This is a genomic window from Pseudomonas sp. H3_D04 (genome assembly GCF_054669175.1).
Map to the genome: position 1 here is coordinate 3,666,243 of NZ_CP162801.1, position 21,759 is coordinate 3,688,001.

At 60.8% G+C, this 21,759-nt stretch carries 14 protein-coding genes and 1 pseudogene; 4 read left to right on the forward strand and 11 right to left on the reverse strand.

What is annotated here, in order from left to right; all coding sequences use genetic code 11:
- Positions 1-19: 19 nt before the first annotated feature.
- Both AB4N91_RS16965 and AB4N91_RS16970 read right to left on the reverse strand, forming a co-directional pair.
- Complete coding sequence (locus AB4N91_RS16965) at positions 20-4,531, reverse strand: hemagglutinin repeat-containing protein (RefSeq protein ID WP_460111256.1); 4,512 nt, start codon at positions 4,529-4,531, stop codon at positions 20-22.
- Positions 4,532-4,636: 105 nt separating this feature from the next.
- Complete coding sequence (locus tag AB4N91_RS16970; protein ID WP_460111258.1) at positions 4,637-6,364, reverse strand: ShlB/FhaC/HecB family hemolysin secretion/activation protein; 1,728 nt, start codon at positions 6,362-6,364, stop codon at positions 4,637-4,639.
- Between the two features lie 252 nt (positions 6,365-6,616).
- Here AB4N91_RS16970 and AB4N91_RS16975 point away from each other — a divergent pair, with 252 nt between their 5' ends.
- Positions 6,617-7,738: an HlyD family secretion protein gene (locus AB4N91_RS16975; RefSeq protein ID WP_460111261.1), complete on the forward strand. Its 1,122-nt coding sequence runs from the start codon at positions 6,617-6,619 to the stop codon at positions 7,736-7,738.
- Positions 7,735-9,327: a DHA2 family efflux MFS transporter permease subunit gene (locus tag AB4N91_RS16980; RefSeq protein WP_083374640.1), complete on the forward strand. Its 1,593-nt coding sequence runs from the start codon at positions 7,735-7,737 to the stop codon at positions 9,325-9,327. The genes AB4N91_RS16975 and AB4N91_RS16980 overlap by 4 nt, the downstream gene beginning before the upstream one ends.
- Here the strand turns inward: AB4N91_RS16980 and AB4N91_RS16985 are convergent, their stop codons facing one another.
- From AB4N91_RS16985 to AB4N91_RS16995, 3 genes are all read right to left on the reverse strand, one after another.
- A complete protein-coding gene (locus tag AB4N91_RS16985; RefSeq protein WP_077748887.1) occupies positions 9,328-9,768 on the reverse strand; it encodes a carboxymuconolactone decarboxylase family protein in 441 nt (146 codons plus the stop codon).
- Positions 9,769-9,941: 173 nt separating this feature from the next.
- A complete protein-coding gene (locus AB4N91_RS16990; RefSeq protein WP_458725504.1) occupies positions 9,942-11,384 on the reverse strand; it encodes a mechanosensitive ion channel domain-containing protein in 1,443 nt (480 codons plus the stop codon).
- Between the two features lie 201 nt (positions 11,385-11,585).
- Positions 11,586-12,452, reverse strand: coding sequence for a pirin family protein (locus AB4N91_RS16995; protein WP_010458472.1), 867 nt, complete (start codon positions 12,450-12,452; stop codon positions 11,586-11,588).
- A gap of 262 nt (positions 12,453-12,714) precedes the next feature.
- Here AB4N91_RS16995 and AB4N91_RS17000 point away from each other — a divergent pair, with 262 nt between their 5' ends.
- Positions 12,715-13,254: a PaaI family thioesterase gene (locus AB4N91_RS17000; RefSeq protein ID WP_460111265.1), complete on the forward strand. Its 540-nt coding sequence runs from the start codon at positions 12,715-12,717 to the stop codon at positions 13,252-13,254.
- Between the two features lie 233 nt (positions 13,255-13,487).
- Entirely contained in the window at positions 13,488-14,291 is an 804-nt protein-coding gene (dkgB, locus tag AB4N91_RS17005) for a 2,5-didehydrogluconate reductase DkgB (RefSeq protein WP_221108879.1), read from the forward strand.
- 3 nt (positions 14,292-14,294) lie between these two features.
- On the opposite strand, the gene AB4N91_RS17010 is transcribed toward dkgB, so the two are convergent.
- From AB4N91_RS17010 to AB4N91_RS17035, 6 genes and pseudogenes are all read right to left on the reverse strand, one after another.
- On the reverse strand, positions 14,295-17,477 hold the full coding sequence (locus AB4N91_RS17010; RefSeq protein ID WP_460111268.1) for a response regulator: 3,183 nt from the start codon (positions 17,475-17,477) through the stop codon (positions 14,295-14,297).
- 36 nt (positions 17,478-17,513) lie between these two features.
- Entirely contained in the window at positions 17,514-18,134 is a 621-nt protein-coding gene (locus tag AB4N91_RS17015; RefSeq protein ID WP_042932214.1) for a response regulator transcription factor, read from the reverse strand.
- Positions 18,135-18,276: 142 nt separating this feature from the next.
- Positions 18,277-18,687 carry a response regulator gene (locus AB4N91_RS17020; RefSeq protein WP_460111272.1) on the reverse strand — a complete coding sequence of 137 codons (411 nt, stop codon included), beginning with the start codon at positions 18,685-18,687 and terminating at the stop codon, positions 18,277-18,279.
- A 103-nt stretch (positions 18,688-18,790) separates the two neighbouring features.
- A pseudogene (locus AB4N91_RS17025) lies at positions 18,791-19,126 on the reverse strand (magnesium-translocating P-type ATPase); the annotation flags it as partial.
- 378 nt (positions 19,127-19,504) lie between these two features.
- Entirely contained in the window at positions 19,505-20,842 is a 1,338-nt protein-coding gene (locus AB4N91_RS17030) for a lysine N(6)-hydroxylase/L-ornithine N(5)-oxygenase family protein (protein ID WP_077748894.1), read from the reverse strand.
- 122 nt (positions 20,843-20,964) lie between these two features.
- Entirely contained in the window at positions 20,965-21,447 is a 483-nt protein-coding gene (locus AB4N91_RS17035) for a sigma-70 family RNA polymerase sigma factor (protein ID WP_042932216.1), read from the reverse strand.
- Positions 21,448-21,759 lie beyond the last annotated feature (312 nt).

Genomic DNA, 21,759 nt, shown 5'->3' on the forward strand with positions numbered 1-21,759 from the left:
CCCACAGGGAAGGCGGAGCCTAGATATTTTTCTCGTCGATCCCAGCTTGTAACGATTGGCTGTCGTAATGACCGCCCAGGGTGACCGGACCGAGTTTGATGCTGTGCTCACCCGGGGTTGTAACGACCGGTTTACCGGCTTCACCTTCTGCCTTTTCAGGCAAATCCAGACCGGCGTTGATCCCGTAATCACGGTTGCTCACGGTGGCAGTGGTGACTTTGGAACCACCGAGCCCCACGCGGCCGTCAGTCGATGCAATCCGTGCACCGCTCAGTTGCGTGGCGCCGCCCACCTTTAGACTTACACCCTGGCTGCCACTGATACCGGAAGCCTGGCCGACGCTGTCCTTATGCGCGTAACCGCCATCTAGTTTCAGTGTCGGCTTGTAGTCAGTCCCGCCCGGTTTGGTGTTCTCGGCCACTTTGTCCTTGTCGGCTGGTGCAACCTTCTTGCCTGTCAGGCCGAGGTCAACATCAACCTTGGCGCTAGTCTGGCTGTCCTGGCGACTTTCCACGCTCAGGTCACCGCCGACCTTGCCGCTGACGGTCGTCGCATCAATCCGCGCACCCGCCAGACGAGTATCACCCACGCTGTTCAACACCACGTTGTCAGCCTTGATCTGGCTGTTCTGCTGGATCGTGCCTTGCAGGTAATCCACGCCGACCTTGGCCCCGGCATTGAAGCCGTGATCACTTGTGGCGACGTGCTTTTCATCCGCGACGACCGGTGTGCTGTTGCTCAGGTTGCCGCCGGCATTCAGTGCCACATTCCAGTTTGTGCGGTTCTGTGTGGACTCGGCCGACGCCTGGAGGATGCCGCCGCTCTGCGCATCGAGGCTGACGCTCGGGGCGCTGACCTGGGTGCCTTGCAGGTGGATCGCGTCACCACCGAGGGCGATGTTGCCCTGGCTGTTGAGCTGTCCACCGGTCAAAGTCCGTGTCGTTTCGTTGACCCGACCGATGTTGAAATTGCCGCTCACGTTGCCGCCCTGGTCAGCACTTATCTCCGTGCTGGTTTTGCTGCCGCCCACCTTGAGGCCGCCGCCGAGGTTGCTGCCGGTCGCGGTGTGGGTGTCGGTTGCCGCTTGCAGATCGAGTTGGCCGCCAGCCTTCAGGTCAATGCCGCCCCGCGTGTCGACCTTCGTCCCTTGCAGGATCTGATCGCCACCGCTGCTCAACAGCACCGGACCTTTACCCTGAATACTCGACACCTGCGCCTGGCTGTCCCGGGTTTGTTTGCCGGTGTGATCGAGCTGGAAACCCGCACCCAGATCGACATTGGTGCCGTTGGTGCCCGGTGCAGTGCCGACGTTCAACGAGCCGTTGCCGCGTAGGCTGGAGGTGTCGTTGCTCTGGCGGTCAGTGGCCTGATTCAGCGCCAGGTCACCGCCGGTCTTGATCGAGACACCGCCCTGCCCGCCATCGAAATGGCTGCCTTCGAACTGGCCATCGCCACGCAGATTGATGGTCACCCCTTTGCTGCCGGCATAGCTGCCGACGACAGCAGTGGACGTGTCCTTGCGCGTCTGGCTGCTGCCACCCGCACCGCTGCCGGCGACGTTCACGTCCTCACCGGTCTTGGTGTAGACCCGCACATCAGCCTTGGCGTCCAGCGCCTGATCGGTCCTGCGGTGGGTGTTATTCGCGGCGGTCGCCACCAAGGTATCGGCGTTGATGTTGACCTTGCCCGTGCTCGCTTGGTACTGAGTGCCCTGGTCCTGCAACGTCCCGGCCACGTTCATCTCCACGGTGCCGCCCTTGAACTGGCTGACCACGGCGGTGCTGGTTTGCTCGGTATGGCTGGCGTTCTGATGACCGATCGCAACGCCGATGCCGACGTTGGGTTGACCGAGGTTGGCCAGCGCATCCTTGTCCGGCACCTTGCCGGCCAGCACATCCTTGACCGCTCCGGCGATCGGCCGGGCGATGTCCTTGTACTCGACGTTGGCGCCGATGTCCGCTGACCAGTTGCTGTCTTTGTGGGTGCTGCTGTCGGTGTTGTGCGCAGCGCGATTGTCTACCTCGACGGCAGCGACATTCAGGCCTTTGCCGGCATCCAGACGCGCGCCTTCGGTGGTCAGTTTGCCGGTGTTGATGTTCAGGTTGCCGCTGCTCTGCACGCTGCTGGTTTGCGCGGTGGTTGTGCCAGTGGTGTCTTGCGAGGAGGTGTGCGCGAAATCGATGCCACTGCCGGCGCGGTCGAGGCCGCCGGTGTAGTAGAAGCCGCCGCTGGTGCCGGTTTTATCCGTCGAGGTGCTGTGGCTGTTCTGCTCGGCCAGCAGCGAGACGTTCTTGCCGGTCAGCGTCGCGTCGCCGTGTGTGGCGTTGACCTCGGAGCCTTTGAGCGTCAGGTCGCCGCCCGCCGCCAGTTGCACAGTGCCGCCGCTGAGGCTTGAGCCCTGCTGCTTGATGTCGTTGCCGGTCACGGTTTTCTGCTTGCCTTCGTAATGCACACCGGCACGATACTGCCCGGCGTCCGGACTGTTTTCCCTGGCGTAGGCATCGAAGCCACGCGTCTCGGTGGTTGTGCTGCTGTCGCGAGTGTCTTGCGCGGAATGCACCTTCACATCCCCCGCCGCGTCAGCACTCAGGTTGCCGCCAGCCTTGACCGTGGAACCGGCCACCTCAATGTCCTTGGCGCTCTTGAGCCCAAGGTTGCTGTCCGAGGTCAGCTCGCTGCGCACCGTGCTGCTGTCCTTGGCGTTCTGCCGGGTTTCGTCCTTGGTGATGCCGAAGAACTTGCTGTCCTTGTCGTGGCTGTTGGTGTGAGAAGTGTCCTGTACGCCATCGATCACCAGCGAACCCTTGTCGCTGATGACGCTCGATTCGGTACCGCCGCGCACCTGGCTGCCGCTGATCCGCACGTCGTCCGCCTTGACGATCAACTTGCCGGCCGCGTTGATTTTGCTGCCCTGGTTCTGGGTCTTGCCCTGATCGGCGTCGCCGGTCTTGCCAAAGAAACCGCCGCCCACCAGATCGCCCGAGTAACGGTTGTCGCTGGTGCGCTGAGTGCGGCTCGCACTGGTGATTTCCACCTGTTTGCCCGCGAGGTGGATGTCAGCGGCGCTGCTCAACTCAGCCCCTTCGGAACGCAATAACGCGGCGGTCTGCAGGGCGATGTTGCCGCCCTCCAAGTGGCTGGTGATGCTGCGCTGCTCTTCGCTGCTGGTGTTCCAATCGGCTTTCCACAAGTGTTTGCGGTGGTTGCCCTGATCGGTCTGGGTGTGGCTTTCGGTGGCGGCGCTCAGGCGTAGATCGCCGCCGCTTTGCACGGTCAGATTGTTCGCCGCTTTGACCTTGGCCGCTTTCAGTTCAGTGTCACCAGCGGACGACAATTGCGCGTCGCGGCTGGCGAGAATCTGGCTGCCGTGCTGGCGTGAATCGCTGTCGGTCTGCGTGCGGTCGTAGGTTTCCCAGGTGATGCCGATGGTGCTGTTGTTCCAGTTTTCGCGCGTCTCCTGGAGACGGCGGCTTTCGACGGTGCTCAAGGTCAAGTTGCGTCCGGCGTCGAGTTTGACGTCACGGCCACTGACGTCGGCGGCGGCCAGGGTCAGGTCCTTGCCACTGTGCAAGCGGACGTCACCCTGGCTGCTGCGAACGCCTGCCCGGATTACCTCAAGGCTGTCGGGGACGGCTTGGCCACTGATGCTCAAATCCCCTGCCGAGCGAATCTGCACACCCTCGCGACCCGCGACCTGCACCGGCCCGACCCGCACGCCGGCGCCTTCAGCGGTGCTGACGATGTTGATGCGCCCCGCTTGCATGGCGCCAAACAGGCTGGCGTCGATGCGGTGGTCGGTGGTGTTGCCGGCCGGGTCCACGGTTTTCACCTGGCCCGAGGCGTAATCCACCTGATTGCGGCCGACGGTGAGGTTCAGTTGATCCCGAGCGTTGAGGCTGCCCTGGCTGTGGATGCGCGGGGCGATCAGGTTGATCGAGCCCTCACGGTTTTGCAGGCCCGCGCCCTGAATCTGCAACGTCCCGGTGGCCTCACGGGTGCTCAGGGCTTGCAGCTTGCCGTCGTTCAATTCGGGACGGCCGACCACCAGATTGGCGTTGGGTGTGTTGATGAAACTGCCGCCGTTCACCGAGATGCCGTTGGGGTTGGCCAACACATAATCGGCGGCGCGGCCGAAGATTTCCTGGGCGCCGTTGATGGCCGAGGCGTTGCGGCTGACCACTTCGTTGAGGATCACGCTCGCGGCCTGGCCCTGGAGCTGCGGGTTGGCGGCCAGTTGCCCGGCGAGTTGGGATTGCCCGGCCTGCAAGGCGTTGTTCAACACCAGGCCCTGGCGATCGACGTTGTAGTCGAGGAACTGGTTATGCGACAGGCCCGAGCCGTTGGGTGCAACGATATTGACGATCGGCACGCCGCCCTGGGTTTGCAGTTGTGCGGTGCCGCCGGGGCCCGGTGCGACCACCACGCCACCCGCGAGGGCGTTTGGCAGATGGGCAATCAGGAACAGGCTGGCAATCGCCCAGCGCAGTTTTCCCCGAGGGGAAAGATGGAACGCAAATGTTTGTTCAGGCATAGGAACCTCTCAATAAAAGTGCGGCATCACGTTGCGCGTTGGGATGATTGCCGAGGCTGTCGCGCACAGGTCCGACGGCTGAATGTGTGTCGAGTGAGTCGGTGGTCATATCTGCACCCCCACGCGCATCAGCCAGGTTTCTGGCTCATGCCTTAAACCGCTGGGGGTGTTTAGGCTGCGTTGGTAATCGACGTCCACTTGCAGGTTTTTCCAGCTCAGGTTGACCCCGGCGCTGGCCCCGCTCAGGCGTTGCCCCTGGGTGCCGTGGTCGGCCTTGATCCAGCCGTTGTCCAGCCCCAGGCGCGGAGTGACTTGCACCGGCCAATCGCTGCGCAACGGCAGGCGCAAGGTGTTGCGCCAGATCGCGCCGCTGGCACCGGACGCACTGTTGACCCGGTAACCGCGCACGGCGGAATCATCGGTGCCGAGCAGTTGTTCGATCGCCGGCAGCGGATCGGGGCTGTACTGAATGTTCAACTGGCTTTGCCACTGCCATGTCTGCTGACCAAACTGGCCGTTTCGCCATTGGCTGAGACCGGCGCGGTACTTGCGAAACTGCGCCTTGGGCAGGTTGTTGACCTGGCGCTGGGCATCGTCATCGGCACCGAACCAGCGCAGGCCCTGGGCGTAATTGACGTCCAGGTTCCACACGGCGCTGTTGAGCCAGAACAGGTTCAAACCGGCTTCGGCCACGGTCAGGGTCGGGCTCTGGATACCGAGGCGAATGTTCTCCAGATAACTGTCGACGTCCTTGTGGGCCAGTTGCAGGTTGGCGCTGAACTGATGGCTCTGATCGCGCCACAACACCCGGTCGGCGCGCACGCTGAGCTGGTCGGTGATGCCGCTGCTGTGGAATTTCAGGGTGCTGAGCTTGAACGGCGCGCGGTATTCGGCATGGCTGGCGAATACGCTGTAGGTCCAGTAACCGTAGGGAATGGCGTAGTAAACGCTGGCGTTGCGGCTGTAGCGATCGCCCCGATTGAGGGTGTCACTGGCACTCACGTTGAGGGCGTCATTGAGCTCCAGCGGACTGTCGAGGCTCAGGCTCAGGGTGTCGCGATCACGCCCGGTGCTGGCGCTGCCGAAGTTGTCGACGCCCAGCCCCAACGCCCATCGAGATTGGCCGCTGGTGCGCGAACGCAGGATGATCCGCGAGGCGCCGGGCTGCGAGCCGGGGGCTATATCGGCCGTCAGGTCAAGCGAACGCAAGCGGTTCAACTGATCCAGGCCTTGCTCAAGATCGCGCAGGTACAGCGGCTTGCCGAGCATTCCGGGGAAGGCGCCACCGAGGGACACCGGCAGGCGCTGGTCGGCCAGTTCGATGGACTCGACGTAACCTTCATCGACCACGATATCCAGCGATTGCCCGGCGACCGGAGCGCTGCGCAGGTACGGCCGACTGGCGATGTACCCCGCGTCCACATACAGGCCGGTGATGGTCGCCAACAGATGGTTGATCTGGCCGACGCCCATGCACGACGACAGTTGCGGCTTGATCCGCTCGTCGAGGGTCTTGCTGCTGATCAGGGTGACGCCACCGACACGCGTGCCACTTAGGGGCCAGCAACGTTCATCGGCGGGCACACTGGCGGGGACGGCCGGCGCGACTGGCGCAGGACCAAAGCTGCCGCGCTCCAGTTGCCGGCGACGCTGCTCCAGTTGCAGCTGTTGCAGATCGCGCTGTTGCTGTTGTTGCTGGCGCAGCACTTCCTGGCCTGGGGCGGAAGGCTCTGCCGCCTGGAGTGCAGAAGCACTCAGGCTCAACAACGAAGCCAACAACAGCGTGCAAGGCGAGCAACAACGGCGAGGCACAACGCGAAACGAATACGGCACTCAACATCCCTGTCATCATCAAATGGCTTAATGCCATCCCATCAATGCGAGTGATAGTCAGATCGTTCCTACACAAATGCAAGATGCGTCCTACAACGCTTACATTTCTTAAACAATTGGTTTCCTTATCGTTCCTGTTCGTTCCCGCTGTCATCGCCCTGACGACTGGCAACAGAAATCATTTGCCACAAAATATTACCTACGTCATATTACATGCGTAATAAAGACCCGCTTCCCATAGGTATTTACTCAATGACCAGCATGCCCAGCCTCGAACCCGACGTCGCTGTCCCGGTGAGCACACCCAAGTCTCCCCTGCTCAAACGGTTGATCTTGCTGACGGCGGCCATCGCTGCCCTGGTGTTTGCCGGGCTGTACGCGACGCATTGGTGGACCACCGGGCGTTTCATTGAAGAAACCGACGATGCCTATATCGGCGGCGACGTGACAGTGATCGGCCCGAAAGTCGCGGGGTACATCGAAGAAGTGCTGGTCACCGACAATCAGAAGGTCAAGGCCGGCGACGTGCTGATCCGCCTCGACGCCCGTGACTACCGCGCCAACCTGGCCAGGGCCGACGGCGCGGTGGCCGCCGAAGAAGCGTTGCTGGCCAACCTCGACGCCACCGAACAACTGCAACACGCGGTGATCGGCCAGGCCCGCGCCGGCATCGATGCCGCCGGCGCCGAAACCGCTCGCTCACGGGACGACAATGCGCGCTACAAAAAACTGGTTGGCAGTAATGCGGTCTCGGTGGAAAGCGCCCAACGCGCCGACGCGACGTTCAAAACGGCTCAGGCCCTCAGTTCGAGGGCCCAGGCCGAACTGCTGGCGGCGCAGCGGCAGCTCAACGTGATCGCAACGCAAAAGCAGCAGGCCCGTGCCGCGCTGATGCAGGCCCACGCCGAACGTGATCTGGCGCAACTGAACGTGGGTTACACCGAACTGAAGGCCCCAGTGGACGGCGTAATCGGCAATCGTCGGGCGCGGGTCGGCGCTTATGCCCAGGCCGGTTCGCAACTGCTGTCGGTGGTACCGTCGAGTGGCCTGTGGGTCGATGCCAACTTCAAGGAAGATCAACTGGCGCGCATGAATCCGGGGCAGCGGGTGGTTATTCATGCCGACGTGCTTTCCGGGCAGGCGTTTCATGGTCATCTGGACAGCCTCGCGCCGGCCAGTGGCTCACAGTTCAGCGTGCTGCCGCCGGAAAACGCCACCGGCAACTTCACTAAAATCGTTCAGCGGGTGCCGGTGCGCATCGTGCTTGATCCGGCCGATGGCGTGCTCGGCCACCTGCGTCCGGGCCTGTCGGTCACCGCCGAAGTGGACACTCGCAAGGAATCTGCAACCCCGGCCGTGGCCCGCGCGCCATGAGCCGCGCCCTCGCCGCCCCCGCGCAACCGTTCAATGCCGCGAACATGGCGACGGCGACCAAGGTTTTCGCCTTTGCCTCCATGTGTATCGGCATGTTCATCGCGCTGCTGGATATCCAGATCGTCTCCGCTTCGCTGCGTGACATCGGCGGCGGACTCTCGGCCGGCACCGATGAAACGGCGTGGGTGCAAACCAGTTACCTGATTGCCGAAATCATCGTGATCCCGCTGTCGGGCTGGCTGTCGCGGGTGTTCTCGACGCGCTGGCTGTTTTGCGCTTCTGCGGTGGGATTCACCTTGGCCAGCCTGCTCTGCGGCGCGGCCTGGAACATCCAGAGCATGATCGCCTTCCGTGCCCTGCAAGGCTTTCTCGGTGGTTCGATGATCCCGCTGGTATTCACCACCGCGTTCTTTTTCTTCACCGGCAAACAACGGGTGATCGCGGCCGCGACCATCGGCGCAGTGGCTTCGCTGGCACCGACCCTGGGGCCGGTGATTGGTGGCTGGATCACCGACATTTCATCCTGGCACTGGCTGTTCTACATCAACCTGGTGCCGGGGATTTTCGTCGCGGTGGCAGTGCCGATGCTGGTGAAAATCGACCAGCCGGAACTGTCGCTGCTCAAGGGCGCCGACTACTTGAGCATGGTGTTCATGGCGCTGTTTCTCGGTTGCCTGGAATACACCCTCGAAGAAGGTCCGCGCTGGAACTGGTTCAGCGACAGCACAATTTTGACCACGGCATGGATCAGTGGCCTGGCCGGCCTGGCTTTCATCGGGCGAACCTTGCATGTGGCCAACCCGATCGTCGATTTGCGTGCCTTGAAGGACCGCAACTTCGCCCTCGGTTGTTTCTTCTCGTTCGTCACCGGGATCGGCCTGTTTGCCACCATTTACCTGACGCCGCTGTTCCTCGGCCGGGTGCGCGGCTACGGTGCGCTGGACATTGGTCTGGCAGTTTTCTCCACCGGAGTGTTCCAGATCATGGCGATTCCGCTGTACGCCTTTCTGGCCAATCGCATCGACCTGCGCTGGATCATGATGAGCGGCCTTGGTCTGTTCGCGCTGTCGATGTGGGATTTCAGCCCGATCACCCATGACTGGGGGGCCAAAGAACTGATGCTGCCGCAAGCCTTGCGCGGAATCGCCCAGCAACTGGCCGTGCCGCCAGCGGTGACATTGACCCTCGGCGGACTGGCGCCGGCACGGCTCAAACATGCCTCGGGGCTGTTCAACCTGATGCGAAACCTGGGGGGCGCCATCGGCATTGCCGCGTGTGCGACCATCCTCAACGACCGCACCAACCTGCACTTCACCCGGTTGGCGGAAAACCTCAACAGCACCAACGAAGCGCTGAACCAATGGCTGTCCCAGGTCGGCAATAACTTCGCCGCCCTCGGCCAGAGCGGCGACGCCGGCGTCACCGCCAGCCTGCATCAACTCTGGCTGCTGACCTACCGCGAAGCCCAGACCCAGACCTACGGCGACGCCTTTCTGATGATTATGGTGTGCTTCATCATAGCCACGGCGATGGTGCCCTTGATGCGCAAGGTGCAGCCACCGGCCGCGCCGTCAGCAGACGCTCACTGATCAGGCTTGAGGCATTTTGCGGAAACCCACCGCCAGGCGATTCCAGGCGTTGATGGTGGTAATGGCCACGGTCAGGTCGACCAATTCCTTAGGGCTGAACTCGGACGCCGCCAGTTCGTAGTCCTCATCCGGCGCGTGAGTCTGACTCAGCAGCGTCAGGGACTCGGTCCACGCCAGCGCCGCACGTTCACGCGGGGTGAAGAACGGCGTTTCCCGCCAGGCCGACAGTGTGTACAGACGGCGCTCGTCTTCACCGCCCTTGCGCGCATCGGCGCTGTGCATGTCCAGGCAGAAGGCGCAGCCGTTGATTTGCGAGGTGCGCAGCTTGACCAGTTCGATCAGAGTCTTTTCCAGCGGCAGCTTCGAAACCGCGCCTTCCAGCGCGATCATGGCTTTGAGTGCGTCAGGGGACGCGGTGTAGAAATCGAGGCGAGGTTTCATGGTGGACTCCAATACCAAATGGGGGTGGAGCCAAGTTAATCCCCCACACCCCTCTCACAAATAACCAATATCACCAAAGTCAAGGAGACCATTGGATGTGCCGATGATGGATTGGCGAGCTGAAACGCGGTTTTCCTGCTCACGAACCGCGCAGTGCTCATCCCCGAAGATCCCTACGCCCGACTGCGTAACCAGCGCAAAAACCCTTTCTTCTCCACCACCTTCGGCACTTCCTGGGTCAGGGCCTGCGCCTTGTGCAAGCGGAAATCCAGCAACGCCGTCATCGCTTCGCTGATGTCATGACGCGCATCCAGGCACGGTTTGAGGTAGTCCTTCTCGATGCGATACAAGCTGCAGGCGGTCTTGGCGCTGAACTCCGCCGGCAGCGCGGTATCGGACAAAATCCCGCCCTCGCCGATCACCTCGCCCGGGCCCATGCGCCCGGATTCGAACTTGACCCCGGCCCGGCTCAACTGCACCGAAACCACACCCGATTCGATGATGAACAGGTGATCGCTGACCTCACCCGCCGGCAGGATCATGTCACCGGCGCGGAAGGTTTGCAGGGTCATGTTCTGGCTGAAGGTGTCTTTCTCTTCCTGACGCAGGGTCGAGAAAATGTTCGAACTGTCCAGCAACGCCCGTGGCCGTGACAGGACGGCAGGCGCGTTGGATTCGACGCTCGACAACAGGCTGACACCAGACGCCTGCAAGTGCCGGTACGCCAGGTCGAACAGCAGATTGCGCACCATGCGTTTCTGATCCATGGAGACCACGAAGCCACTGATTTCGTACTCCACGCCACTGGCGCTCGAGCCTTTCAACGCCACACTTGGCGCCGGTTTGCTCAGCAGATAACGGCAACCCTGCATCGCCCGCTCCAACGCGTCGAGCACCGTTTGCGGGCGCGCGTGCGGGCTCAGTTGCAGGCTGATCGAGACGCCGAACATATCGCTCGGCCGGCTGAAATTGATGATCTTGGCCTTGGCCGCCAGCGAGTTGGGAATCACCACCATGCTGCCCTGGGACGTTTGCAGGCGCGTGGCGCGCCAATCGATGTCGGTGACCCGGCCTTCGGTGCCGTCGATGGAGATCCAGTCATCCAGTTGATAGGGTTTGGTGGTGTTGAGGACGATCCCGGAGAACACGTCGCTGAGGGTGCTTTGCAAGGCCAGGCCGACGATGATCGCCAACGCACCGGAGGTCGCGAGCACGCCTTTGACCGGCAGTTCGAGCACATAGGCCAGGGCGGCGATGACGGCGATCAGAAAGATCACCGCACCGAGCAGATCCTGCAGCAACCGCCCCGTGTGCCCGACCCGTTGCATCATCACTGCACCGATCAACACCGTCAGGGTGCGCGCGCCGAACAGCCACCAGCCGATCTGCAACCCCGTGGCCGCCAGGTGCAGCGGTACGTTATCGGCCCAGGGTGCCGGCTCCAGCGGGTTCATGCCTTCGTTGAACAACAAGACGCTGAACAGCGCAAAAATCACCAGCCGCACGACCAGTTTCCAGTTGCTGCCGTTGGCACTGATCAAGCGCCACAAGCCGAGATCAATCAGGATCAGGACCAGCGCGCTGATCAAGGGGTGATTGGTAAGCAGTGACAGCATCAAACAACTCCAGCCATGTACGGATGGGCACAGTGTAGGAGTAAATGCGGATCTGATAACACCTCAAAAAACTGTGGAAGCGAGCCTGCTCGCGATGGCGGTCAGACAGTCACTGAGTCGGTGGCTGTCCTACCGCATTCGCGAGCAGGCTCGCTCCCACAGGGATGAGTGTTGGCACAGCCCAGCGTCAAGATAATGAGCTCAACCGCTCATCTGGCCGAAACGGCCCGACTGGAAGTCAGCAAAGGCCTGATGAATCTCTTGCTCGCTGTTCATCACGAACGGGCCGTGACCGACAATCGGTTCGTCGATCGGCTCGCCGCTGAGCAGCAACACCACGGCGTCATCATTGGCTTCCAGGCTGAGCTGATGGCCATCGCGTTCGAACAACGCCAACTGCCCTTCGCGCATAAGTTCCAGGCCGTTGACCTCAACCGTGCCGCGCAACACCACCAGCGCGGTGTTACGGCCTTCGTGCAGGTCGAGGGTCAACAACTTGCCGCCGTTGAGGCGCAGGTCCCAGACGTCGATCGGCGTGAACGTGCGCGCCGGACCGGTGTGCCCCTCAAACTCGCCCGCGATCAAGCGCAAGCTGCCAGCCTTGTCCTTGAGCGGGAGGTTCGGGATGTCGCCATCGAGAATCGTCTGGTAACCGGCATCGGCCATTTTGTCCCTGGCCGGCAGGTTGACCCACAGCTGCACCATTTCCAGGGTGCCGCCGGTCCTGGCGAACTCTTCGGAGTGAAATTCCTCGTGGAGAATCCCCGACGCCGCGGTCATCCATTGCACATCGCCGGGGCCAATCCTGCCGCCGCTGCCGGTGGAGTCGCGGTGCTCCACTTCGCCCTTGTAAACGATGGTCACGGTTTCGAAACCGCGGTGCGGATGCTGACCCACGCCACGACGCTCGGTGGTCGGGGTGAATTCGGCGGGGCCAGCATGATCGAGCAGCAAAAACGGGCTGATGTGTTTGGCCAGGTTGTCATAGGAAAACAGTGTGCGAACCGGGAAACCGTCGCCGACCCAGTGGGTGCGCGGGCTGGTGTAAATACCGATGATGTTTTTCATCCTGCCTCCAAATTCGTTGTTTGACGCAATGGACTCAGCTTAAGACCGAACGCTTCAATCCACTAGACGGCAAAAATCAGCCTGAGCGTTCTACCTGGAGAACGATGGCAAAGGTTTCGACAGGGCCGGTAATCGGCGAGGAATTGCGCCTGGGCGATAGCGTGTGACGACTCGACACGCGGGGCTGGCGGAGTTTTTATTTCAGACATAATATCGATCGAGATTACAACCATAATATCCGCTCTCGTTCGAGGAACTCATCATGCAAAGCCCCACCCGCGACGCCACCCTCGCCCAATGGATCGCCCAGGAACAGGCCATGCGCTCGCGTCTGGCCGGACCGGGCAGCCTGTCCATGGCTGAGGTCAGCGCGCTGTCACCCGCCGAGTTTTTCCAGGGTATCGGCGACGGCGCACTGCCTTCACCGCCCATCGGCGTCTTGATGGATTTCATCCCCATCGAATGGTCGACCGGGCTGTTCATTTTCCAGGGCACGCCGGATTCGCGGCACTACAACCCGCTGGGCAGCGTGCATGGCGGCTACGCGGCGACCTTGCTGGATTCGTGCATGGGCTGCGCGATTCATACACAGCTTAAGAAAGGCCAGGGGTATACGACGCTGGACTTGCGCATCAGCTACGTCCGGGCGTTGACCGGCGCCAGCGGACCAGTCCGGGCCGAAGGGAAAATTGTGCATCTGGGCCGCTCCACCGCCCTGGCCGAGGGGCGGATTTATGATGTGGATGGACGGTTGTATGCGACGGGGTCGACGACTTGCATGATTCTTGAGGCTCGGGGGTAAGTTCCGAGACCGAGTTGTGGCCATTGCGAGCAGGCTCGCGCCTACAAACGCAACGCCGCCCTGTAGGAGCGAGGCTTGCCCGCGAAGACGGCAGACCAGACACCCTCAATCCTCCAGGCGGCCCCCCGATTCATGACTTGCGGTAAACATTGCTTTGCCCATCCAGCGGTTTTTCCCAGGGAGGCAGCCGGGGATACTCCTGTCCATTCCCACTGCAACCCTTGGAGTCATTGATGTCTATTCCCGCATTCGGTCTTGGTACCTTTCGTTTGCAAGGCCAAGTGGTCATCGATTCGGTGAGCACCGGCCTCGCGCTGGGTTACCGAGTGATCGACACCGCGCAAATCTACGAAAACGAAGCCGAGGTCGGCGAGGCCATTGCCGCCAGCGGTATCGCCCGTGAAGAATTGTTCATCACCAGTAAAATCTGGATCGCCAATTTCGCCAAAGACCGGTTGATCGACAGCCTCAAAGAAAGCCTGCGCAAACTGCAGACCGATTACCTGGACCTGACGCTGATCCACTGGCCGTCCCCGGACGATCAAGTGCCGGTCGAAGAGTTCATGGGCGCCTTGCTCGAAGCCAAGCGACTGGGCCTGACCCGGCAGATCGGCGTCTCCAACTTCACCGTCGAGCTGATGCAAAAAGCGATTGCAGCGGTCGGTGCCGAGAACATCGCGACCAACCAGATCGAGCTGCACCCGTACCTGCAGAACCGCAAGGTCGTTGAGTTTGCCCGCCGCCAGGGCATCCAGATCACGTCCTACATGACCCTGGCCTACGGCGAAGTGTTGAAAGACCCGGTCATCCAGCAAATCGCCGCTCGTCTTCAGGCTACCCCGGCCCAAGTCACGCTGGCCTGGGCCATGCAGTCGGGGTACGCGGTTATCCCCTCTTCCACCAAACGCGCCAACCTGCAAAGCAATCTGAAAGCCTGTGACCTGCAGTTGAGCGAAGCCGACATGGCGTTGATCGCCGGCCTGGATCGCGGCCATCGATTGACCAGCCCCAAAGGTATCGCGCCGCACTGGGATTAAGTGTCAGCCCGTCTCAAGGCTCTGATCGAGACTTCGCATGGCGTCCTGCAATTGATCGACGGCTTCGTCGATCGATGTCGCACGACCTTCGGCGCAGGCGCGTTCCAGCGCCTTGCACCTTTCGATCAACCGTTGGGCCCGGACCATGCGCGCACCGCCCTTGATACGGTGCGCCAGGTCTCGCAGACCCGGGAGATTGTTGTCGGCGTGTGCTTGAAGCAGATGTTCGCGGTCGTTGCGATTGGTTATTGCCAGTTCACGCAGCAATTGATTGATCAACGTCCGGTCTTCTCCGACGTATTGCTCCAGCTCGCTCAAATCGATCTCGGATGATGGGGGTTGTTCGTTCGTCGTCTCTGCAAACCGGTCGGCCAACCAACTACTCAGATCCGCCAGCCGAATCGGCTTGAACAGACAATCGTCCATGCCCGCTTCCAGGCACCGGACCTTTTCCTCAGGCTGCGCATTGGCGGTAAAACCCAGGATCAGCGTCGGCAGCAGGCCATACGCGTGCTCTTCATCGCGTATCTCACCGGTCAATTCATAACCGCTGAGCTTCGGCATATTGCAGTCAGTGATGACCACATCAAACTCGTGTGTACGCCACAGTTCCAGCCCTCGCTCTCCCTCTTCGGCCTCCATCACGCGATGCCCCAGGTAGCTCAGCTGGCTTGAGAGCAACAGGCGATTGGCCGGGTAATCGTCAATCACCAGAATGGTCAGTGGCCGCGTGGGTATCGGTGATCCGCTGTCGACTGATGCACAGGGTGGTAACGGCTTCAACGCCATCAGCGAAAGGCTGATGTCGACTTGCGAGCCTTGGCCGAGGACGCTGCGCAGCACCAGCCGCCCCCCCATCATTTCGCACAACGCCTGACTGATCACCAACCCCAGCCCGGACCCCATGCTCGCGGATTGCTGGCTGTTACCGGCCTGAACGAACGGACTGAACAAGCGTTTCTGGTCAGCTGCGCTGATGCCGATGCCGGTGTCTTCAATGCGCACATTGACCCCCAGATGCCCTGACAATCCGGGCACCACACTTAACGTCAAACTCACCTCACCCTCACGGGTGAACTTGATCGCGTTGCTCAACAGGTTGGACAGCACCTGCTTGAAGCGCGTGGGGTCGATCAGCACCTCACGGTCGCTGCGCGGGTCCAGATCGACGCGCCACGCCAAGTGCCTTTCCCGGGCAAGTCCTTCAAAGACCCGACAGATCGACGCCACCAGATCACGCAGATTGGCACGTTCGGGCGTCAGCGATAAACGCCCGGACTCAATGCGCGCGATATCCAGAATGTCGCCGATCAACGCCAGCAACTGCTGAGCAGCCGTAGCGGCGACCTCAAGGGATCGGCGATCGGCAACGCCCTCTTCAGCCCGCTTCCAGGCCATTTCCAGAAACCCGATCAGGGCACTCATCGGTGTGCGGATTTCATGGCTCATGGTTGCCAAAAAAGTGGTTTTGGCACGGTTGGCATCGTCCGCAACGTCCTTGGCCTGCTGCAACTGCTGCAGCCACTGCTGGCGTTGGCGAATTTGCCGACGCTGCCAGGCGATCCATCCCAAGGCCAGCAACAACAACGCCCCGGCCGCCGCAAACCCCTGCAAAATAGCTCGCCGATGGCGCAGCCAATAACTGTCATCGACCACCGCATCACTGCTCCAGCGGGCGACCAGATCGTCCATTTCCTCGGGCGAAATGCTCAGCAAGGCCTTGTTCAAAATCGAGTTCAACACCGATTCATCACGGCCGGTTGCCATCGAGATGCGCGCCGGTTCATCGCCCACGGTACTGCTGATGCGTAAACGTCCCTGGTAATACCGGGCAATCAGGTAACGGGTCATGAACAATGAACTGAGCGCGGCATCGGCCTGTCCCTTCGCCACCGACTCCAGACCTTCGGCCGGGTTTTGTACGTCCACCATCTGCACCTGCGGTGACCGTGCCTGAATGAACGCGCGCATGGGGTGACGGGGATAAATCGCCAGGCGCTTACCGGCCAGATCGCCCAGCGTCTGTGGACTACCGGAGGTGGTCGCACTGACCAGCGTGTAGGGATTGACTGCATAGGACCGGGTAAAGTGCAGCCCGGATACGCCTTCGGTCGTGGGAATGATGGCGGGCAAGATGTCAATCTCGCCGGCCTTGAGTCGCTGGATCTGCTGGTCCAGGGATTGGCCTCGCAACACGTTGAAATTCAAACCGCTGCGCTGGCTGATGAGCGTCAGCATTTGCGCCGCCAACCCGCTGAATCGGCCCTCGGGATCGTAGAACGTCAAGGGCGCAAAATTCTCCACAACCCCCACATTGACCGTCGGATGCTGATCCAGCCAGCGCTGTTCACTCTCACTCAGATCCACGCGTTGCTGTCCCGCCACTTTCGCCCTGCCGGCGCTCCAGCGCTGCTCGATGATAGAGCGCTGCTCCATGGGGATCGCCACCAGCGCCTTGTCGATGAGGTCCTTCAGCGCCAGGTTGTCCCGAGCCAGCGCGAAGCCGAACGGGTTAGCGTCGAGGCTGGCCGGCCCCATCAGTTGAATGTCATTGAGGTAGTTATTGTTGATCAGGTAATTGGCGCTGAAGATGTCTACGAGGGATACGTCAACCTGCCCATACGCCACCGCCCCGAGCGCATCGAGCGTCGAAGGATAACGTTGCAGGCTGGCCTGGGGATAGAACGATTCAACGGTCTGCGCCGGCAGGTAATCATCGGCCATGGCAATGCGCTTACCCGCCAGATCCACGGGCATGTGCTCGTCCAGTCGGGTGACCAGCATCGGCTGGTCTTCAGCATAAGCGCTGGACAGGATCAGCTCGGGGTCGGCCAGTTCAAAGTTGTTCGAAGTGCCCAGCAGATCCAGTTCGCCGAATCTAAGCGCCTCCATGGCCGCTTCTCGGGTGACATAACGCAGCACTTCGATCTGTACGTTCAGCAGTTGCGCAACGAGTATGGCGTAATCGGCGGTGATGCCTTCCAGCTCGTCGTGATTGCGCGTCACTTCGAACGGCGGGTAGTCCGGCCCGCTCACCCCGAGGCGCAACACACGCTTGTTGCGCAGCCATTGCCGGTCTTGTTCATCCAGATCGACCGCGTAGCCCTCCACCGTGGAACGCCCCAGCAATTGCAAGCGCTCAGGCTCGCCGGCGATAGCCGATACCGCCGGCACGAGACATAACATGAGGCGCAGCAGCCATACACGCACGGTCAGGCGCACTCAGATCAGGTTATTGCGTATGGCGAAGTCCCGCAGATGCACTGCCGCCACAACCCCCAGTTTTATGACCAAGCGTGTTTTGTAGGTGCTGACGGTTTTGTGGCTCAGGTTCATGGCTTCGGCGATCGCTTTGTTGGAAAAGCCTCGGGCAAGGTATTGCAAGATGGTCAACTCGCGGTTGGACAGTGTATCGATCAACTTTTTTTCGCTGTGTTGCAGCGGGTTCATCGGTCTGGACAGCAACTGCGAAAAGTAGGTGTAGCCCGCCATCAACGCGTGCACAGCCTTTTGCAATTGCTCCAGGCTGTTGTTTTTTGAGACATACGCCAACGCGCCGCCGCGCATGCATCGCTCCTGGAAAAACAGTGGATCGAGGGAGGTGAACACCAGCACTACGCATTTCCAGTCGCAGGCCTTGATTCGCTCCAGCAGGTCCAGGCCGTTGCCGCCGGGCATCACCAGATCCAGGATCAGCAGATCCACTTGTTGCTCACGGAGTGTGGTCAACGCTTCCCCAACGCTGGCCGCCTCATGAATCTGCTTGAAGCCTTCCCGCCCAAGTACAAGTTTCACTGCGGCGCGAACCACCGGATGATCGTCCACAATCATCGCTCTCTTCATGGCAACTCCCTGTGCAAAAACTCAACGAATGCCCGTCGGATAACGCCGGGGCAGACGCAACGGCTGCGCCAGGACTGTTGCATGGGAGAAAGGCAGAATCTACCTGTCAGAAATGACAGTACCGACGAACGGTATGCGGCAATCACCCGGCGTACCGCTGATTACGCTCCTGCGACGATGGATCAATGATCGCCAGCAACGTCTGAATACAACGCAGATCAGGCAGCGCCGCGTGACTCACCTGAACCTTGGGTCGCGAGTTGGCCGGGATCGTCGGCAACTGTGCCCGTTGGCCGTCGAAAATCAGTGCGTGGCGAACCTGCCGGTTATCGAGAAAATAGCTGAGCAAATCCAGTTCGCCTGCCGCCAGCGCGGCATTGACGACCACCAGGTCGAACGGCTCGCAACCGTACTCGACCAGAGTCAGCATTGAAGCAAGGTCCTGCACCGGCGCCACGCGGTAATAATCGAGCTGATTGAACAGCCGCTCGATCAGCATCCGGTGAAAGTGTTGCTCGTCGGCGATCAAGATGCGCAAGGCTTTATTCGGCATCGTAGCCTCATGTGTGAATAGCTGATTTTTGAAGCGGCGAGGCTACGGGAGGCGCACAGATGTTTCTGTAGGACTTTTCCTAAAAGACCGCAGTTTCCGGCCATTACTGCCATCCAAACCGCCGAATGTAGAAACCCATCACTGCCTGAGTCAGCCCCATGTACGCCAGCAGAATCAGCGGCAGGAACACGAAATACAGCGACGGCAACGCCTGAAGCTTGAAGTAGTGCGCCAACGGCCCCATCGGCAGGAATATCCCCACGGCCATGATGACCCCGGTCATGACCATCAACGGCATGGCTGCGCGGCTTTGCAGGAACGGGATTTTCGGCGTGCGGATCATGTGCACGATCAAGGTCTGAGTCAGCAGCCCGACCACGAACCAGCCGGACTGGAAGAGCGTTTGATGGACCGGGGTATTGGCGTCGAATACGTACCAGGTCCAGGGCTGGCCGCGATCGGGATTTCCGCTGCTCGCTTATCGGCGAGACAACGGCAAGAGGCTGCGCGTTATCTTGCCGGGAAGGTGCCGGTTATCGAAACCGGCCGACTACTGTCACTCGAACAAGTACCCACTGAGGGTCTCCGCTATTGATGAAAACGCGCGATGCTTACGCCCCGATTTCTGGAGAGTAAACGAAGGAGCGGCGGCGGGTGGGGGAATTGCGGGGTTCTTCAGGAAGGGTTCAGCTTTCAATATTTGTGGTGTTCTTCAGGGCCCATCGCGAGCAGGCTCGCTCCCGCATCAGGCCTGCAGACACAGGTCCATTGTGGGAGCGAGCCTGCTCGCGATGACGGGTCAACAGACACAGAAAATTTAACTGGCAGTGGCCAACAACAAATCCACCACCGACCGGCTATGCCCACGGTGCTTGCCATGGTCATACAACGACCCGGCAATCTCATCCGCGCGTATCGGCAGGATCGACAACAGCGTGTCGCTCAAACCGTGGCTCGCCTGGCAGAAGCCCTGCATATAGATGCCGGCCTTGCAGCGCTCGTCGGTGATCAGCTTGTAGTTGCGATCCACCTCGAAATCACCCAGGTATTGCTCCAGCGGCGCCAGCAGTTTACGGTGCATCTGGCGCTCGTAGCCGGTGGCCAATACCACGGCATCGTACAGACGAACCGAGACTTCACCGGTGGCATTGTTGCGCACCGCCAGCTCGATGCCGCGCTCGGTGGCGGTGGCTTTTTCGATGGTGGTCAGCGTACGGAAGGTGTGACGCGCGATACCCGAGACTTTCTGGCGATAGAAGATGCCGTAGATGCGTTCGATCAGGTCAATGTCCACCACCGAATAGTTGGTGTTGTGGTACTCGTTGACCAGACGCTCACGCTCGCTGCTCGCCTGCTGGAACACCAGGTCGGTGAACTCCGGCGAGAACACTTCGTTGACGAACGGGCTGTCATCCGCCGGCTTCAGCGCCGAGCCACGCAGGATCATGTCGACCTGCACCGACGGGAAGCTGTCGTTCAAATCGATGAAGGCTTCCGCCGCGCTCTGGCCGCCGCCGATGATTGCGATGCTCATCGGCTGATTGTTCACGCAAGGCTGTTTGGCCATCTGCGCCAGGTACTGCGAGTGGTGGAACACGCGGCCGTCATCCTTGAGCGCCTTGAACGCTTCGGGAATGCGCGGCGTACCGCCGGCACTGACCACCACCGAACGGGTGGTGCGCACGTGTTGCTGCCCTTGGGTATCGCGAGAGATCACCCGCAGCGCCTCGACCTGCTGGTTGTGCAGCACCGGCTCGATGGTCAGCACTTCTTCGCCATAGCGGCTCTGGGCTTCAAACTGGCCGGCGACCCAGCGCAGGTAGTCGTTGTACTCCATGCGGCACGGGTAGAAGGTGCCGAGGTTGATGAAGTCCACCAGACGTCCGTGATGCTTAAGGTAGTTAACGAACGAATACGGGCTGGTCGGGTTGCGCAGGGTCACCAGGTCCTTGAGGAAGGAGATCTGCAACTCGCTCTGGGTCACCAGGGTGTTGCCGTGCCAGCGATAGTCCGCCTGCTTGTCGAGAAACAGAACATCCAGCTCGCCCTGGCTCGGCCCGCGCTCTTGCAGAGCGATGGCCAGCGCCAGGTTCGAAGGGCCGAAACCGACGCCGATCAGGTCGTGAACGATGGGCGATGCAATTGCCTGTGTCATTTCCAGTGTCCTCTGGATGAACCCCTCAACAAGGGGAATAAGCCTAAGTGACCTGATGCAGGACAGCAGGTCGTCTGTTGAGTAGGAACGAGGACAATGAAAAAAAATTTAGAGAGAAGGGATCAATGGGCGTCCCACTGTCGCATCCGCACGCGGCAATGCTTCATGGCATTGACGATGTGCTTCTCCACCAGCGCGCGCGAGATACCGAGGTGCTCTGCAATTTCCGGGTGCGACAGGCCGTCGATCTTGCGCAGCAGAAAACTTTCGCGACACAGCCGCGGCAATTCCGCCAGGGCACGCTGGAGCATTTCCAGGCGCTGGCCATGATCGAGGCAGTTGTGCGGGGACGGGGTGAAGTAGCGCTCTTCGTTGTCGAGCACGTCCAGCGATTCAACCTGGCGCAAGGCATTGCGGCGATGATCGTCGATCACCAGGTTCAGCGCGGTGCGATAAAGGAAGGCCCGGGGCTGCTCGATCGGTGTGTCACTGGAACGCTCCAGCACCCGCAGATAAGCGTCATGCACCACATCTTCGGCCACCTGACGGTTGCCTAGCCTGGCGTTCAGGAAACACACCAGCTCGCGATAGTAGTTTTCCAACATGACTCCCGGCCGCACAGGGTGCGGTTTCTATCCTTGAGCCACTTCCGCGACCGCACAAATGGGCAGTGGCAAGATGGTGGCAGTTCGAGTCGCGTAATTTATAGTAATTCTCATATAGATTTAAAGTGTTGCTTTGACTTACCTGATAAATAGTCATGCGCTACACCTGTAACGGTATGTGTCCGCACCTAAATTCCCCGCGACATTCCTCGTTTACAGGACAGCTCCCCGTGTCTGTCGGCTCCCCGACAGCGTTCGCCTGCCGCCGCTTTTCGTGCGCAGGATGAACGACGGGCCGATACCCATTGGCCG